General features: G+C 52.8%; 14 protein-coding genes. 1 reads left to right on the top strand and 13 read right to left on the bottom strand.

Annotated features, from left to right (window positions below; translation table 11 throughout):
• Positions 1-15 precede the first annotated feature (15 nt).
• From nadA to tilS, 4 genes are all read right to left on the bottom strand, one after another.
• Positions 16-960 carry a quinolinate synthase NadA gene (gene nadA, locus VF260_01435; GenBank protein ID HEX7055845.1) on the bottom strand — a complete coding sequence of 315 codons (945 nt, stop codon included), beginning with the start codon at positions 958-960 and terminating at the stop codon, positions 16-18.
• A gap of 165 nt (positions 961-1,125) precedes the next feature.
• A complete protein-coding gene (gene ftsH / locus VF260_01430; protein ID HEX7055844.1) occupies positions 1,126-3,144 on the bottom strand; it encodes an ATP-dependent zinc metalloprotease FtsH in 2,019 nt (672 codons plus the stop codon).
• Positions 3,145-3,250: 106 nt separating this feature from the next.
• Positions 3,251-3,790, bottom strand: a complete 540-nt coding sequence (hpt, locus tag VF260_01425; protein HEX7055843.1) for a hypoxanthine phosphoribosyltransferase — start codon at positions 3,788-3,790, stop codon at positions 3,251-3,253.
• Positions 3,791-3,833: 43 nt separating this feature from the next.
• Positions 3,834-5,273, bottom strand: a complete 1,440-nt coding sequence (gene tilS / locus VF260_01420) for a tRNA lysidine(34) synthetase TilS (protein HEX7055842.1) — start codon at positions 5,271-5,273, stop codon at positions 3,834-3,836.
• A 497-nt stretch (positions 5,274-5,770) separates the two neighbouring features.
• Between tilS and VF260_01415 the strand changes: the two genes are divergently transcribed.
• Entirely contained in the window at positions 5,771-6,688 is a 918-nt protein-coding gene (locus VF260_01415) for a hypothetical protein (protein HEX7055841.1), read from the top strand.
• A gap of 36 nt (positions 6,689-6,724) precedes the next feature.
• On the opposite strand, the gene spoIIE is transcribed toward VF260_01415, so the two are convergent.
• The 9 genes from spoIIE to VF260_01370 all read right to left on the bottom strand — a co-directional run.
• Positions 6,725-9,214, bottom strand: a complete 2,490-nt coding sequence (gene spoIIE / locus VF260_01410) for a stage II sporulation protein E (GenBank protein HEX7055840.1) — start codon at positions 9,212-9,214, stop codon at positions 6,725-6,727.
• A 160-nt stretch (positions 9,215-9,374) separates the two neighbouring features.
• On the bottom strand, positions 9,375-9,830 hold the full coding sequence (locus VF260_01405; protein HEX7055839.1) for a S1 domain-containing RNA-binding protein: 456 nt from the start codon (positions 9,828-9,830) through the stop codon (positions 9,375-9,377).
• Between the two features lie 148 nt (positions 9,831-9,978).
• Positions 9,979-10,302, bottom strand: coding sequence for a septum formation initiator family protein (locus VF260_01400; protein HEX7055838.1), 324 nt, complete (start codon positions 10,300-10,302; stop codon positions 9,979-9,981).
• A gap of 25 nt (positions 10,303-10,327) precedes the next feature.
• Positions 10,328-10,903 (bottom strand): spore cortex biosynthesis protein YabQ, encoded by a 576-nt coding sequence (gene yabQ, locus VF260_01395; protein ID HEX7055837.1) that lies wholly within the window; start codon positions 10,901-10,903, stop codon positions 10,328-10,330.
• Positions 10,900-11,181, bottom strand: coding sequence for a sporulation protein YabP (yabP, locus tag VF260_01390; protein HEX7055836.1), 282 nt, complete (start codon positions 11,179-11,181; stop codon positions 10,900-10,902). The genes yabQ and yabP overlap by 4 nt, the downstream gene beginning before the upstream one ends.
• 87 nt (positions 11,182-11,268) lie before the next feature.
• Positions 11,269-11,526 carry an RNA-binding S4 domain-containing protein gene (locus VF260_01385; protein ID HEX7055835.1) on the bottom strand — a complete coding sequence of 86 codons (258 nt, stop codon included), beginning with the start codon at positions 11,524-11,526 and terminating at the stop codon, positions 11,269-11,271.
• On the bottom strand, positions 11,526-11,798 hold the full coding sequence (locus VF260_01380) for an HU family DNA-binding protein (protein ID HEX7055834.1): 273 nt from the start codon (positions 11,796-11,798) through the stop codon (positions 11,526-11,528). The genes VF260_01385 and VF260_01380 overlap by 1 nt, the downstream gene beginning before the upstream one ends.
• Before the next feature lie 194 nt (positions 11,799-11,992).
• A complete protein-coding gene (gene mazG, locus VF260_01375; protein HEX7055833.1) occupies positions 11,993-13,477 on the bottom strand; it encodes a nucleoside triphosphate pyrophosphohydrolase in 1,485 nt (494 codons plus the stop codon).
• 26 nt (positions 13,478-13,503) lie between these two features.
• On the bottom strand, positions 13,504-15,114 hold a 1,611-nt coding region (locus tag VF260_01370; protein ID HEX7055832.1), incomplete at its 5' end, for a polysaccharide biosynthesis protein.

Genomic DNA, 15,114 nt, shown 5'->3' with positions numbered 1-15,114 from the left:
TGCCTACCGCAAAACCTATTTCCCGGCAACTTCCAGCATTCTCAAGAGCGACACCCGCGCCTTATCGGCAACATGCGGCGGCACGTATATTTGCGGGCGCATTGTTTCCAAAGCGCGCACCAGCTTTTTTAAATTGTTTACTTTCATATTCGGACAGACCAGATATTTGGAGGCAAAATGAAACTTTTTCTGCGGGCTGTCTTTGCGCAGTTGATATCCGGTTCCGTCTTCCGTGCCCACGATAAATTCGTCGTGCTCCGACTCCCGGCAATATTTGATAATCGCCGTCGTGCTGCCGACAAAATCGGCCATCGCCACCACTTCGGGCCTGCATTCGGGATGGGCGACAAATCGGGCGTTCGGGTACTGTTTCCGCATTTCGACCACATCCTTGACGACGAGCATGTCGTGCGTGTTGCAGTAACCTTCCCAGATGATCATTTTTTTGTCTGTGAATTTTGCCACATAATTGCCCAAATTTTTATCCGGCACCCAAATAATTTCGTCCGCATCGAGCGACTGAATGATTTTCACCGCATTTGCCGATGTGCAGACGATATCCGTTTCCGCTTTAACTTCGGCGGAAGAGTTGATGTAGGTGACCACTTTTGCGTTCGGATGTTTCGCTTTCAATTTTCGCAAGCCGTCCACATTGACCATATCGGCCATCGGGCATCCGGCGCGTTCGTCGGGGACGATGACCGTCTTGTCATAGGCGAGTATCTTGGCGCTTTCCCCCATAAAGTGAACGCCGCAAAAAACGATTGTATCGGCGTCGGTCTGGGCGGCCTTTTGCGCCAACAAAAATGAGTCGCCGCGGAAATCGGCGACTTCCTGAATCTCGTCGCGTTGATAATAGTGGGCCAGGATGATTGCATTACGCTCTTTTTTCAGTTCCAGCAACCGTTGTTTCAATATGCGGTTTTGCTCTTTCTTGCGTTCGAGCGCCATCGCTTCCATGTCAAGCATCATTGTCCCTCCTAAAGGCTATGCCGTTGTGAACCTAATTTACACAACCTTCACGCCGGTGTCAACAAACTTTTTTTACAGGAGTAAAGACATCTGACAATGACAATAAAAACCGGCAACTCGTAAATGAGTTGCCGGTCCGGGATTGAATGCCGGTTATGGTTCGTTTTTGCCATCGGGCTTATCGCCTTTCGGCTTGTCGAAGTCCAGTTTATTCTGTTGATCCTGCGTTTGAATATTCACCTTCACATTGTCTTGCGCCGGGGCTTCAGGCTGTTTGGCCTCCGGCTGATCCGCCGCATCGCCGGTTGCTTCCGCCGGTTTGTCGCCGCCGCTTTCTTTATCATCGTCATCCAGCTTGCCGTGCTCGATCAATTGCTTGATCATGTCAATATCCAGCGTTTCCCGCTCAAGCAGCGTGTTCGCGATCAGGTGAACCTTGTCCGCATGTTCGGTCAAAAGTTGTTTTGCCCGTTCATAGCATTCGCGGATGATCGCCTGCATTTCCTGGTCGATTTCGTAGGCGATTTGATCGCTGTAGTTCTGCTCATGGCCGATATCGCGGCCGAGGAATACTTGCCCTTGCGGATTCCCGAACTGCATCGGCCCAAGCTTTTCGCTCATGCCGTATTCGACGATCATGCTGCGGACGATACTGGTCGCTTGTTTGAAGTCGCTGTATGCGCCCGTACCGATTTCTCCGATGTACAGTTCCTCGGACACCCGTCCGGCCAACAACCCGGTAACGCGTTCCAGCAGTTCCTTTTTCGTAATCAGCATGCGGTCTTCCTTCGGCAACATCATCACATAGCCGCCGGCCCTGCCGCGCGGAATAATGGTTACTTTCTGCACCATGTCGGCATTTTCCAGGTAGTAGCCGACAATCGTATGGCCGGATTCGTGATATGCGACGATGCGTTTTTCCCGCTCGCTGATGACGCGGCTTTTCTTTTCGACGCCGACCACGACGCGTTCGACAGCTTCTTCGACTTCCTTCATCGAGATGTCTTTGCGGTTTCTTCGCGCGGCCAGGAGCGCCGCCTCATTCAACAAATTCTCCAGATCGGCCCCGGTAAACCCGGTCGTAAACTTGGCGATCGTTTCCAGCTTGACGTCTTTATTCAGCGGCTTGTTGCGCGCATGCACCCGCAACACGGCCTCGCGCCCTTTAATGTCCGGGCGATCCACCGTAATTTGCCGGTCAAAACGCCCCGGACGCAAAAGCGCCGGGTCCAGAATGTCGGGCCGGTTGGTTGCGGCGATAATGATGATGCCTTCGTTGGCGCCAAACCCATCCATCTCGACAAGCAATTGGTTCAAGGTTTGTTCGCGTTCATCGTGACCGCCGCCCAGTCCCGCGCCGCGTTGGCGCCCGACCGCGTCGATCTCGTCAATGAAAATAATGCACGGAGAATTTTTCTTGGCATTTTCGAACAAGTCGCGCACTCTGGACGCGCCGACACCGACGAACATTTCCACGAAGTCGGAGCCGCTGATGCTGAAAAACGGCACTCCCGCTTCGCCCGCCACCGCGCGCGCCAGCAATGTTTTACCTGTTCCGGGAGGACCGACAAGCAGCACGCCTTTCGGAATGCGGGCGCCGACAGCGGCAAACTTGCGCGGGTCTTTCAAAAATTCCACGACTTCGACAAGCTCCTGCTTTTCTTCATCCGCACCCGCCACATCTTCAAAGGTGACGCGTTTTTTCTCTTCATTATACAGCCGCGCCCGGCTTTTGCCGAAATTCATGACTTTGCCGCCGCCGCCCTGCGCCTGGTTAAACAGGAAGAAAAACAAAATAAAGATAATCACGAACGGAATAATGGAAGTCAGGAAGGTAATCCAGACATTTTCGCCTTCCATTTTCTGGAATGTTACTTTGGCAACTCCGCCTTGTTCAATTTCATCGACGACTTTTTCGCCGAAGGGGGCATAAACAAAGAAATTCGTTTTATCAGCATTTTCCGGATGTCTATACTTACCGTTAATCAGATATGTATAGCCGACAAACTTGACGGACACTTCTTCCACATTTTGTTTTTGCAGTTCAGCGCGAAACTGGTCGTAGCGGATTTCTTCCCGCTGATCGTTCTGATTGCTAATAAAGTGTACGATCCCAACCGTAACCAAAAAAATAATGAGATAAAATCCGGTATTTCGAATAAGCCTGTTCATCCCCAACCTCCTCTCGACGCACACCTTATTATTTTACCACAGCAGACTTTTCCGCCACAATAGAGCCCATGCCGATACGCGCCGGCGATGGCCGCATGCCTTGTCCTCATTTGGAGTATACTTCCTGCTTCAAGATGCCTATATAGGGCAAATTGCGGTATTTTTCCGCGTAATCCAGCCCATAGCCGACAACAAACGCGTCCGGCAGCACAAATCCCGTATAATCGGCTTCCAAACCGACGGTTCTGCGCGCCGGTTTGTCAAACAGCGTAACGACCGTTACGGACAGCGCATTGCGCCGTTCCAGCACGTCGATGATATAACTTAAAGTAAGTCCGCTATCAATAATGTCTTCAACGATTAGCACATGGCGTCCATCTACCGGCGTATCGAGATCTTTCATAATTTTAACGACACCGGACGATTTCGTCGATTGCCCATAGCTGGACACGGCCATGAAATCCACTTCAACCGGTATATCCAGGCGTCTGATCAAATCAGCCATAAAAATGAATGCGCCTTTCAGAATACAAATGACCAACGGTTTCTTATCGGAGAAGTCTTTGCTGATCTGTTTGCCGAGCTCCAGGATTTTCGCCTGAATCTCTTCTTCCGAATGCAGTATTTCCTGAATGTCGTTGTGCAACCATAACCCTCCTGCTTTCAATAGTATGAGCACGTCTATATGTTCATTCAAAATTTGCCCGAATAATTAATACGCGAGTTGTGCGGTCGCCGACCGCCGCGTGATCCGACCGCCGCAGTTGCGGAATCCACAGGATCGTTCCGCCGGCGTCGATAATAAGCGGCAGACAGTCCCGGTTTTCGGGCGGAACCTTGTCATCAATGAACATATTTTTTACCTTTTTACTTCCATTTAAACCTTGCGGGCGCATCCGGTCGCCATCCCGGCGATTGCGGACCGCAAGCGGAAAACGCAGGCGATCGAAATCAAACACGGCTGTGTTTTGATCGCCGGTCTCCATGACCGTTGCCGCATCGGCCGTTTCAAAAGTCAACGTGCAGCCGGCTTCCGCGATCCACAGCCGCGCCGGCACCGCGGCAACGTGATACAGGTAATGCCTGGGCTTTGCCAAAGCCGCCGCACTCACAATGCGGATTCGCTCATACTCGCGAATAAACCGCAACGCTCCGCCGATGTCCAGACGCAGCGTCGACGGCGCATCCCGCGCGATGGCAACGCGCATGGTTTCGATCGTCCTGAAGTCGGAAAACCTCGCCAAAAATGCCGTTTTTCGCGTTTTTGCCGCAAGATAACTTAATATTAGTTTAATCATTCTTCTTTGTAAAGCAACGTGCAGCTTAAGAAATGAAAATCTGGCGAATGTGCATTCTGATTGTTTTTCCACCACCAGCACGGCATAACGCCGCATCGCCAAAGCGTCAAGCAAGCCCCCGTCAACCTCCGCTTGCGCGGCTAATCGGTTGAGCGAGCCGCGAATTTCCGGATTAATCGAGGAAAGAAGCGGCAGCACGTCCAGGCGGATGCGGTTGCGCACATATTTTCGCTGCAAATTGCTGCTGTCGATACAATATGCAAGGCCGGCCGCACGGCAATAATTCTCCAACTCTCGTTTCGTATTACGCAACAAGGGGCGAATAAGTTGCAAGTTTTTTTCCGTTCGTTTGATCGGGATGCCGGCGAGGCCCGTTAATCCCGTGCCATGTATGATCCGCATCAGCACGGTTTCGGCCTGGTCATCGGCATGATGGGCAAGCGCCAATTTTGTCGCGCCGTATTGATTCGCAGCCTCATGCAAAAATGCGTAGCGCTTTTCCCGCGCCGCAGCCTGCGGATTCAAGCCGCGTTCGGACGCGTAAGCCGGCACGTCGATTTGGGCGTAGGCAAACGGCACATCCAGCCGGGCCGCCAACAGCCTGACTTGCTCCGCTTCTTTTTCCGACTCGGCCGGACGGAAGCGGTGGTTGACATGCGCCGCGACAAGCTGCCAATCCCACTTTTTGGCCAACGAAAAAAGCACATGTAACAGCGCCACAGAATCCGGCCCCCCGGAAACCGCGACGACGATCTTGTCTCCTCTGGCCAACAGCCCTTCTTCTTCAATGGTCGCCTCCACCTGGCGAATCAGGTCATCCACTGCGGTCATTCCTTCCGATTCCGAACCGCCGCGACAAAAAAATATCGCAAATGCCGCCAACACTGGCATGATTGCGGCAGTTCCCGGGCAAGCGGCGGCTTTTTGCGCGGAATTTTTCCTCTCCGCTTTTTAAGGTTTTAAGGGCAATTGCGCATTTTCTTGCTTTGCCGCGCCGCCTGTGCGGCACAAACCGCGGATCACTTTTGCCAATACGGGCGCCACCCCTCCGGTCGGCGTTGAACCCTTTATGTTACATTTATAGAATAAGCGGTCCGTTTTTGCAAGATCGCTCGTGCAGGCCAGGTTGTGTCAAGCCCGCCGCCTTCGCGGTCGAAACGGGAAAATGAAACACATATGCGCTACCGTTTTTCGCGTTATCATCCGGGCCCGCGAAGCCAATTTGCTTGTCTTTCGGGGCGCGAAATGGTTAGGGAACTCGACACCGGCACCCCGAATTGCCGTTTTGCTTGTCGGCGGCATTCACGTTAAAATATGTAATGGAAGCAATGCCGTACAACGGACTGGAAAAAGGGGAAATTCAGGTGGATGCGTTAAAACAGGCATACGAAATGCTGGGAGTTCCCGAAAACGCAAGCAAAGACGAGGTTGAGCGCCGCTATTTTATTTTGCTGAAACGCCATCAGGCGAAAATAAAAAGCTTGGGCGAAGAAGAAAAAGCCCAGGAAGAAAAGCAGTTCGAACCGTACAATCAAGCGTATAAACAAATCGTCGCGCATTTTCAGCAACTGGATCTGGAAAGCAATCCGATCTATCGATCGGAGCAAACCAAAAGCCCCCTGCGGAGAAAAATCGAGCACTTTTTATACTATTATAAATTGCATCTGCTAGGCGGGCTCGCGGTCCTCATTCTCATCATCTCGCTGGTGCACAGTTTTATAGCCAAGCAAAAGGAAATTCCGCCCGATGTGTCTACGATGATGGTCGGGGCGTACGTCGCGGATGAAACCGCGCCTCTGGAAACAAAAATGGCCGAACTTGTCCCGGGATGGAAACGGGTCGCGGTGCTTTTAAACTATACTCCCAGCGGCGAATCGGGGACTTTGGACTACGCGCAGGTGCAAAAATCGGTCGTTTTGCTGGCGGCGGAGCGGCCCGACATTTATATTGTGGATGATGTACAATTTAACCGTCTCGGACAGGATGCGGCTTTCTTGCCGCTTGAACCCTGGAAAGACGAGCTGCAATCACTTGTTCCGGAAGACCGCCTGATCTACGCGCAATTTCCCGCAGACACCAAGCCTACGCTTTACGGGGTCGATTTGCGGGACAGCCCGGTATTCGCGGGCGTTAGCCAGGACACCCTGGCGAAAATTTTCACCATTCGCTTTGATGTGAAGGACCCGGCCAAACCGATGAAACTGATTGCCGCGATGGCGAAACAGTTGAAAGCTGGCGGAGGATGAGCCGATTCCGGAAACGCGCCCGGATGCAACCGCCGTTTAGCTGACCGTCCGCGGGCGCTCGAACGATTTATGCCCGGACCAGCGAATCGTCGCCCATTCCGGGTGTTTTTTCGCGATTCTGGCGACTACAACCGTCATGTCGTCGCGAATCTCCCCCTGATGATAGCGCACGACTTTTTCCAACAAGCAATCGGCAATATCCTGCGGCGCTTCCGCCCGAATTTCCTGAATCAGCCGTTTCAGCCACAACTCTTTGTTGACTGTGGGGCCCGGAGCGTCATAAATGCCGTCGGTGATCATAATCAGGAGATCCTCCGGATAAAGCCGGATCGTCACGAGCTCGACGTCGATTTCCTGCAAAATGCCGACGGGCAGGTTGTTAGCCGTAACGGTGAGCACATCGTCTCCCCGTTTGATGAAGCTTGGAATGGAGCCGATCTTCATAAAAGTTGTGTCGGCGGTGTACAAATCGATCAACGCGACATCGATGGTGGCAAACATCTCATCGGGCGAACGCAGCGTCAGAACGGAATTCACCGATTTTACCGCGAGTTTTTCATCCATCCCCGTTTTCAAAAGCTGCTGCAAAATCGACAACGCCGCGCTGCTTTCCGCCCGCGCGCGTTCCCCGTTCCCCATGCCGTCGCTGATGGCTACCGCATATTTCCCGTTGCCCAATTCGGCCGCGCTGAAACTGTCGCCGGACAACAAGCCGCCGCCTTTGGCCGCCCCGGCAATTCCCGTCTCCACTTCAAATTCCTTGGCGGAGCCGAAAACAACACGGTAATAGCCGTCACCTTTGGCCAAAAATTGTTCGCTTTTTACCGCAATATTTTCCGCCAAAATGTCCGACAGGAGCGGCGCGATAATTTTGCGGCACTCGTCATAGCCCTTGTTGAACTGGTGGACAATCTCGATCTCCACATTTCCTTCATCCAGGCTAATGATGTCGATGCTGTGAATGGACAGGCCCAACTGCTCCAACGCCTGCCGAATGGTCTCCTCCTGCTGGACGAGTTCCATCCCTTCGCGTTTGATTTCCTTGGCCAAGTCTTCCATGACCTGCGACACGCCGGACAATTGCTCCGCAACCAACTTGCGGCTGTCGATAATTTGCTTTTTCAACGTCCAATCGTACTTTTGCTGCTCCAATTGCGCCTTCATCGCATCCAGCACCTTTTCCGTCTTGGCGCAAAGTCTTTTCCAGTTCTGCGGGATATCCCGATGGGCAAAGTGCTCATTTTCTTCCAAAGCCGCCATCATCTCGTTCATCATTTCGTATGTTTGATAAAACTTTTTCTCCCAGCACGCCTCCCGTTTCCAGCACGTCGCGCAAGTATTCGCCGTCACCGCCTTTAAAAATTCGCCAAATTCCTCCTTCCGGGCGGCGCTGTCGCCCGCGACCTGACGGAAGCTGCCGGACAGCTGGCGGAACACTTCCGAGAATTGCTCGACGCGGTTTGCCGTAACATCCCGCACCCGTTTGGCATATTCGTACTGATACCTGATATGTTCCTGCGTCCCCGGCACAAACAGCGCCGCCTTCGATAGCCAGAACTTTGGCACAAGCAGAAAAAACGCCGCTGCGGCAAGCGACTCCCACGACGATTGAAGCACTTCCGCTTGCGTGCCGAGGTAGATGGAAAGAATCGACGAGCCGAGAAAAAAGCCAAAGGCAACCGCCCATTTGCCGCCTTCTTTCAACAAACCGGCAAGCATGCCCGCAAACGCCAGCAAGCCCATTTGCCCGATTGCGGAAACGTCGGCCAGGCTTATGACGAGCCCGCTGATGACGCCGACCGTCGTGCCCAACGTGACCCCGCCCAACAAGGCGAAGATGAGAATGAACGCTCGCGTCAGCAGATGCTCGACAGCCAAGCCGGAAATGCTCCAACCGATCGCCCCGGTCATGGCGGAGGCGAGCAAAATAATCAGGCAAATCAGTTCTTCATGCCGCCACTGCCCGCTTTTCTTCGCCAGGATGAACGCAGGCAATGCCTGAATAAAGACAAGCGTAAGCATAAAACTTAAAACCGCTTCAACAGCCGCCATCGTCAGATCATACCAGGCGAAGTTGTCCTGCGCCAAAATTCCGAATAACTGGACGGAAAAAGACGCGATAAAAACAATGACCGGCGCATAAGCCAATTCGGTCCGATCGAATTTTTCCAGCGCCCACTGGATTAACAGCATCACCGCGAATTGAGAGAGCAGACTGCCGGCTTGCGCGGCGGGCGAAAGCAGATTACCGATCAACAGTCCGGCGGCAATCCACATCAGCAAATCTTTTCGCAAGAAATAGACGACGGCAAAATAGGATACGGCGAACGGATTCAATCCGTCCAATATTGCCGCCCGCCCCAACAAAACAGCCATTCCGACCAACAAGATTGTTGAGGCTTGCGCGGACAGGCGCGGAAGAAGCGCGCCCGCGTTGGTTCCTCTCCATTTCGCCCTCCACTTTCGCCAAAACCGCTTGCTTTCGGCCGCCGCCGCGGGAATGATCATCTCATTTTTCTTAAGCATGATGGACGGGCACCACCTATCTCTTTTTTGTGCGCCCTCTATTATAAAATCTCTCAACCATAAAAGTTTGTCAGAATGAGTTGGGAGTTTCAGAGAAATTTCCGACAAAAAAGGCTGCAATGGATGCTGGTCCATGCAGCCTTGTCATGATCAAATTGTATCAGTCGCGCCGCGCGCCGCGGCCACCGCGTTTGCCTTCTGTGTTCTTGCGCAGGGAGGCGATTCGCTCTTCACTGTCGCGCAAAAATTTGTTCATTTTATCTTCAAAGGAAGTCTTGTTGGGCTGCCTGAACGATTTGCCGCCGCCCAATCCAAACTCGTGGCGTTCCGCGCGCCCGTAACCGGGTTTATCTGAAAAAGCGGGCCTTGGTTCGACAGGTCGATCTTTCGCCTGCTTGATGGAAAGACCGATCTTTCCATCCTTGTCAACGTTGATCACTTTCACCATGACGACATCGTCAATTTTAAGGTGATCTTTCACATCCTTCACATAGTTGTCGGCAATTTCGGAGATGTGAACTAGCCCGGTGACACCCTGCGAAAGTTCAACAAACGCACCGAAGTGCGTGATCCCTGTCACCTTGCCTTCTAGCTTCGTGCCCACTTCGAATGACATAAAATTGTGCTGTTCCTCCCTTGAATATTGCGAAAAAAGCCTGTACGAAAGCGCTTCCCGCCAAAAAAATTAAATGAAGCTACGCAGATTATACATGATGTCGATTAGGAGGTCAATATGGTAAACGCGCCGGAAACAAGCCGTTTGTTTATTCCGATTTCGGCGTAACAAACAACGTTTCTCCCGGGCGTATCATGTGGAAATCTTTCCGTGCCCTTTGTTCAATGTATTCGGGATCGTTCAATCGCGTGACTTCCAGCTTGAGCTCTTTGTTTTGCTTTACGCTTTCGGCAAGCTTCTTTTGCATCTGCGCCAATCTGGAGTTTTTGCCTTGCAGATTGTCTTGTTGGGAAAAAAACGTAAGCACGGCCCACAGCAAAAATGCCGACAAAATGAACAGCAACAAACGCATTCTTCTGCGTCTGCCTTTATCGGCGACAACGATACGATTGCCTGCCAGATCCGTGTGCACTTTGCCAAATCCTCCTTATTGCCGCTTACTTGAATAGGATTTTCTTCAGCCTTCCCGCAAATGCGCCGAGACGTTTGCGCAAGCCCCGCACCGGATAAACAAGCCTGTGAAAAGGACGCAACAGGAAAGCGAACAAAATCCGGACAGGATAAAGCAATTGTAACATAATTTTGCCGACGAATACAGATACCGTAAGGAAAAAACCGCCAAAAAGCCATAATAGCCGCCACAAACCTTTGAGCGGAATGATGAACAAAACTTTTCCGGCTTTCCGCAACCATGCCCCCAACAAGAAAGCAAACGCGATCGCTTTTTTTACCATTAAAATGGCCCACTTGCTGATCGTCGCGAAATAAATCGCGCCGCCCGCGAACAGGCCCGCGAACACAAACAGGCGCACTTGCCCGCTGTTGACGATCGTAAGAACGCGAAAAACGAGCACGGCCGCAGCCGCCCAATACAACAGATCAAACGCCGGAATCAGCCAACGCGGAACATGCAGTTGGCGCGAGCAGACACGGTATATATCAAAACATAAGCCCAAAACAAAACCGCAAGCCGCCATGGCCCATAGAGTCTGGAACTGAACCGGGAGTGTCACTTGAACAATTTGCCCAAAAACCCTTTGGATTTCCCGGCGCTGCCGCTTTCCAGATACTCGATGGCGTCAACTGTTCCTTCGATGGCGACCAGGCCTTGTTCGAGGCTTAGGTTTTTAATATGCAAATTGCTGCCTTTAATCATCAAAAAGCCGCATTCCGTTTCCAGCAGAAACTCGTCGCTGTCGAAGCTCTCAACGTTCATGACGCCGGATACTTCCAGCATTTTGCGGTTCAGCATCTTGATTTCCTGCCGTTTCGTTTTCCCGTGCTCCATCATCAAACGACCTCCTTTGTATAAACTATGGGGAAGTCGTCCCATTTAGAACGTGCAAAAAACAAGGGACCCTTATCGGGTCCCCCGCAGTCAGTTTTCGGATTCCTCTCGCAACAGCGTGTACATGCTGTCGGCGTCTTCTTTTCGCGAAGTTTCGCTAATATTGTCAATCCGGACCGTCAACGTTTTTTGACCGAAACGGATTTTCAACTCGTCGCCGACTTTTACCGTGCTGCCCGGTTTCGCTTCCCTGCCGTTGATCAGAACCCTTCCTTGCTCGGAAACATCCTTGGCGACGGTGCGCCGCTTGATCAGGCGGGAAACTTTCAGGAATTTGTCAAGCCGCATTATTTTACGGCTTCTTTAAGCTTGTTGCCGGCTTTGAAAGCGGGCACCTTCGAGGCCGGAATATTAATCGCTTTGCCGGTTTGCGGATTGCGGCCGACGCGTCCGGAACGCTTACGCGTTTCAAAAGTGCCGAAACCAATCAGTTGCACTTTGTCGCCTTTGGACAAAGCCGTGGTAACTTCACCGAGGAAACCGTTCAGTACGGCTTCAACATCCTTTTTTGTCAATCCGCTTTTGGCAGCGATGTTGTTGACCAGATCTGTTTTGTTCATCTTAACTAACCTCCTAAAATGATCTTTCCCGGTACTCTGATTCCGGAAACATTTGCGATTTGCGGCAGCAAGCGTTCCCGCAGAATGATGTGTACACGGAGATAAATATTCTGTCTTTTACAGGAAAATCCTGCTTGCAAATCGATTTTTTTTAAATTTTTTTTTGTTTTTTGGCATGTTTCGACAGGATCAGTTCAATGATTCTCCCGCTTCGCCTGCTGCCACAGCTGTTCCATCTCCACTAATCCAGTGTTGACAATATCTTTCTTGTTTAATCGGAGTTGCTCCTCTATGTAAGAAAATCTTCGCATAAATTTGCGGTTGGCGAGCGAAATGGCTTCTTCCGGATCAATGTCGAAAAAACGCGCCAGATTCACGACGGCAAACAGCAAATCGCCCAACTCGTCTTTGCGCTCATCCTGCAACTCGCGGCCTTCGCCAACGGCCATCAGTTCGGCAAGCTCTTCCCGGACTTTGTCCGCAACCTGCTCCGCCCGTTCCCAGTCAAAGCCTACTTTCGCCGCTTTTTTCTGCAGTTTCCACGCATATAAGATCCCGGGCAGATCCCGCGGCACACCCGCCAACACGGAAGCCGGCCGTTCGGCACCCGCTTGCGCCTTTTCTTTCGCTTTCATTTCCTGCCAGGTGCTTAACGCTTCCGCGGCGTTTTGCGCTGTCCGGTCGCCGAAAACGTGCGGATGGCGGCGGATCAGTTTGTCATGCAGCGCCTGCACCACATCCCAAATATCAAACGATCCCGCCTCCGCCTCCATTTGCGCATGCAGCAATACTTGCAACAGCAAATCGCCCAATTCCTCGCACATGGCCGCCGCATCGTCATCATCGATCGTTTCCAACACCTCGTAGGTTTCCTCGATCAGATTTTTGCGAATCGACCGGTGCGTTTGCTCCCGATCCCAGGGACAGCCTTCCGGGCTGCGCAAAATCCGGACGACTTCCTGCAAACGCGCGAACGTGCGCCCCACAATACGCTCGTCATCCGTCCGCGGCACCCATACAAGCGACAAATTGCCGAACCCTTCCTGCCGGTCCAGTTCAAATAGCGGTACGGTCAGGATTTTCTCTTTGCCGGCCACCCCCAATTCATGCCCGATCGTCACCGGATAATCGTCGGGATAAAGTTCCATCAAGGTAAGTTTTACGTCGGAGGCTACGCTTTTGTCGTAAACCTGCGCGATAATCGTATGCAGCGCGGGCGCAAGCATGGAGCGGTTCATCGTTTGCGCATCCAAAAGCTGCATCCCGTCGATCGGATCGAATCCGAACCGCAGGAATGCTTCATCCAAAAAACTTTCGCCGCCGGAAACGGAAAAGGGGATCCCCCGCCGCGCGCATGTTTCCCGCAGCAATTGCACCGTGGTTTCAGCCACCATCGGATGGCCCGGCACGGCGTAAACGACCGGCTCATCCGCGTTGAGCGCCTGTTCGATCAGGACATCGGAAATTTCCTTATAGACTTCGGGAAAAGAGTCATGTTTCAGGTAGATATCATCGAAACTTGTATAGGCAATTTTTTCCGCATCCAGCAGGCGGACAACCGGGTGGACATTCGTGCGGACAAAAACGCGCCCCGCTTCCCGCAACGTTTTATAAACGCCTAACGTCAGCTTGTCGGGGTCCCCCGAACCCAACCCCACCACATGAATTGACCGAGCCATCTTAAACTCCCCCTTCAGACATATGATCAGCCCCGCTCCAGGCGGCGAAACAACGGCGCCAATTTTGCCCGCAGCGCGGGCGCCGCCTGCAGATCCTGACCGCTTATCGCGCCTGCCGCAAAGGCAACCGGGAAAAATACGGCCACGCCCGCTCCCACTCCGATCAACGCGATCACAGTTTCCACCATTCGTTCGGAGTGAACCGCAAGCGGCAGCCAACTGTGCAAAGCGAACCGGACGGCGGCAACAGCCGCAACCATGCTCATGACGGTCAGGCCGGGCTTTAACCAATAGGCGGAAAACGAAAAGCGCATCCCGGTTATCTTTTGCAGCGCCGCCATATTGAGAAACGCCGCAAGCGCGAAAGCCAGCACAGTGGCCAAGGCGCCGCCGATGATTCCCCATTTCGGCAGCAAGGCCAGATTCAAAACCAATTTCAACACCGCCGCCGAAAGCAAATGGACGGCTGGAATGTGCACTTTGCCCAGCCCTTGCAAGACGCTGCCGGTTGTGATATTGAGCGCGCTGAACACGCCGGTAAACGCCATGATGGCCATGGCGGACGTGCCCGCCCCGTCTTGATACAACATGACATTGATCGGCAAAGCCAAGACGGCAATGCCCAGGGAAGCCGCAAGGCCAAACAGCCAGGTGAGCCGCACCGGCAGTTCCACGCGCACGCGCAGCAATTCCCTATCGCGCTCCGCTTTGGCCTGGGCGACCGCCGGAACGATCGCGACCGAAACGGAAATCACCAGCATGGAAACCAGCTGGACGACCGTAAGCCCGCGGTTGTATAAACCAAGCCGGAACATGGCCTCGTTTTCGGTGAAACCGGACTGTTTCAACAAATGCGGCATGGTGAATGTGTCAACGATGTTCAAAATCGGAACAACGATCGAGCCCAGGCAAACAGGCAAGGCAAACGCAAGCAATTTCCCGGCAAGTTCCCGCCAGGACTCCGCCTTTTCGGTGTGATTCCGCAAAACGGCCGCTAATGTTGCATATTCCCGCTTGGCCTTTTTCCAATAAAGCAGCATGACCAGAAGGCCGGCTAACGCGCCTGTGACGGATCCGAACGTCGCCCCTGCCGCAATGGCGCCATCCGAAGCCCGCATGCTGGCAAGCGCGAACAGCAAAACAAGCATCGTCGCCACGCGGATGAATTGTTCGGCCACTTGCGATACTGCCGTCGGCATCATATCCTGCAACCCTTGAAAATAGCCGCGCAAGGCGGACAGCGCCGGAACGAACAAGAGCGCGAACGAGACGCTTTGCAACGCCGATTTTGTTTGCGCGCTGCCGATTGCGAAACTTATCATGCCCGCCCCAAAGTACATCAAACAAAAAAAGACGGCTCCGAGTATGGACAGCATGACGGTCGAGACGGCCAGAACTTTTGCCGCAGCGCGCATGTTCCCCGCCGCCGCCCGCTCCGCCACAAACTTTGCCACCGCCACGGGGAAACCCGCCGTTGCCAAAAACAGGATCAAAATATAAAAAGGATACACCGCGGAATAAATCCCAAAGGTTGTATCGCCGGCAATGTTTTGCAGCGGAATTTTCTGCAGCGTCCCCAGCAATTTCGAGATCACCGCGGCGACGCCGAGCACGGTTGCACCTTTTAGCATCGAGCT

This window comes from Bacilli bacterium, assembly GCA_036381315.1.
Lineage (GTDB): Bacteria > Bacillota > Bacilli > Paenibacillales > KCTC-25726 > DASVDB01.
The sequence above is the reverse complement of the archived record's forward strand: the minus strand, read 5'-3'. Positions and strand labels throughout refer to the sequence as shown.